Genomic DNA, 928 nt, shown 5'->3' on the forward strand with positions numbered 1-928 from the left:
CTGTTCCTGAGGCCAATCGGTGTTGCCGTTAGCTGCCATGTAGGACTCGATGGCGGCATCCTTGGCGGCAGAGGTGTAGTGCTGGTCATCTTCAGTGGTACCGCCTAAAAGAAGAGCAGTTGTCGAGCGGAGGTGCTGTCCGTTGTCACCTTCGCGAGAGAGGATTGCAGCACCGAATACCAAACCCGCTTCGATGTTATGACCCGGATTGAAATCCAGCGTTCCGCCGTTACCAATGAAATTGGTAGTAGCTACAGTCGAAGTGCTGTCAAGAATGACAGAGACAACAACAATCTGGCCAATCTTACCATGAACGAAAGTGAGTTGGTCACCCTCTTTCAGGAAAGAGTTGTTAGCCAACAGAGCGGTTGACAAAGCACCCACAGTGGCAATCTGCTCAACAGCACCTACAGAAAGTACTGTACTCAAACCATCTTCAGTGGTTTCTTCGATGATAATCGGCTGCAGTGAGCCGCGTGTGATGTTGGTCTTGATGGGAAGCGTCACGGCATCGCCTTTTTCGAACCAGGGACCGTCGAACTGCTTCATGGCCTCCGAGAGGAAGCGCAGGCGCGACTTGTTGCCATAGGCCACGCCCTCCTGACCACGGTCGATGATGCCTTTCAGTGCGCGATAGGTTGCGTTGATTGGTGCCATTTTGGCACGCTGTTCTGCCTGACGTGCAGTCTTTGGGTTACGTACTACAGGCTGATAGGCACGGAGGCCCTGCGTCTGCTTGTTGTTACTGTCTTTGAGGTTGTAGCCGACGATGTTGCCGACCTTGCCTTTGAAGTTACCGATAATTCCTAAACCTTTTGCCATAAGAATGTAAAGTTAAGTGGTTAAAATATGAAGTTATAAAAAGATAGTGCCGTAGCTGTCTTGGTACTGAACGGCTGGTTGATAGTCTGAGTTGTAGAAGAACGGT

1 protein-coding gene is annotated in these 928 nt (G+C 50.5%); it reads right to left on the reverse strand.

Annotation, left to right across the window (positions count from 1 at the left end):
• Nucleotides 1–822 (reverse strand): hypothetical protein (locus DPN68_RS13045; protein ID WP_204673666.1); only part of this gene is annotated, 822 nt, incomplete at its 3' end.
• Nucleotides 823–928: the final 106 nt, after the last annotated feature.

Origin of the sequence: Flavobacterium tibetense, from assembly GCF_003293845.1 — a bacterium.
GTDB lineage: Bacteria > Bacteroidota > Bacteroidia > Flavobacteriales > Flavobacteriaceae > Flavobacterium > Flavobacterium tibetense.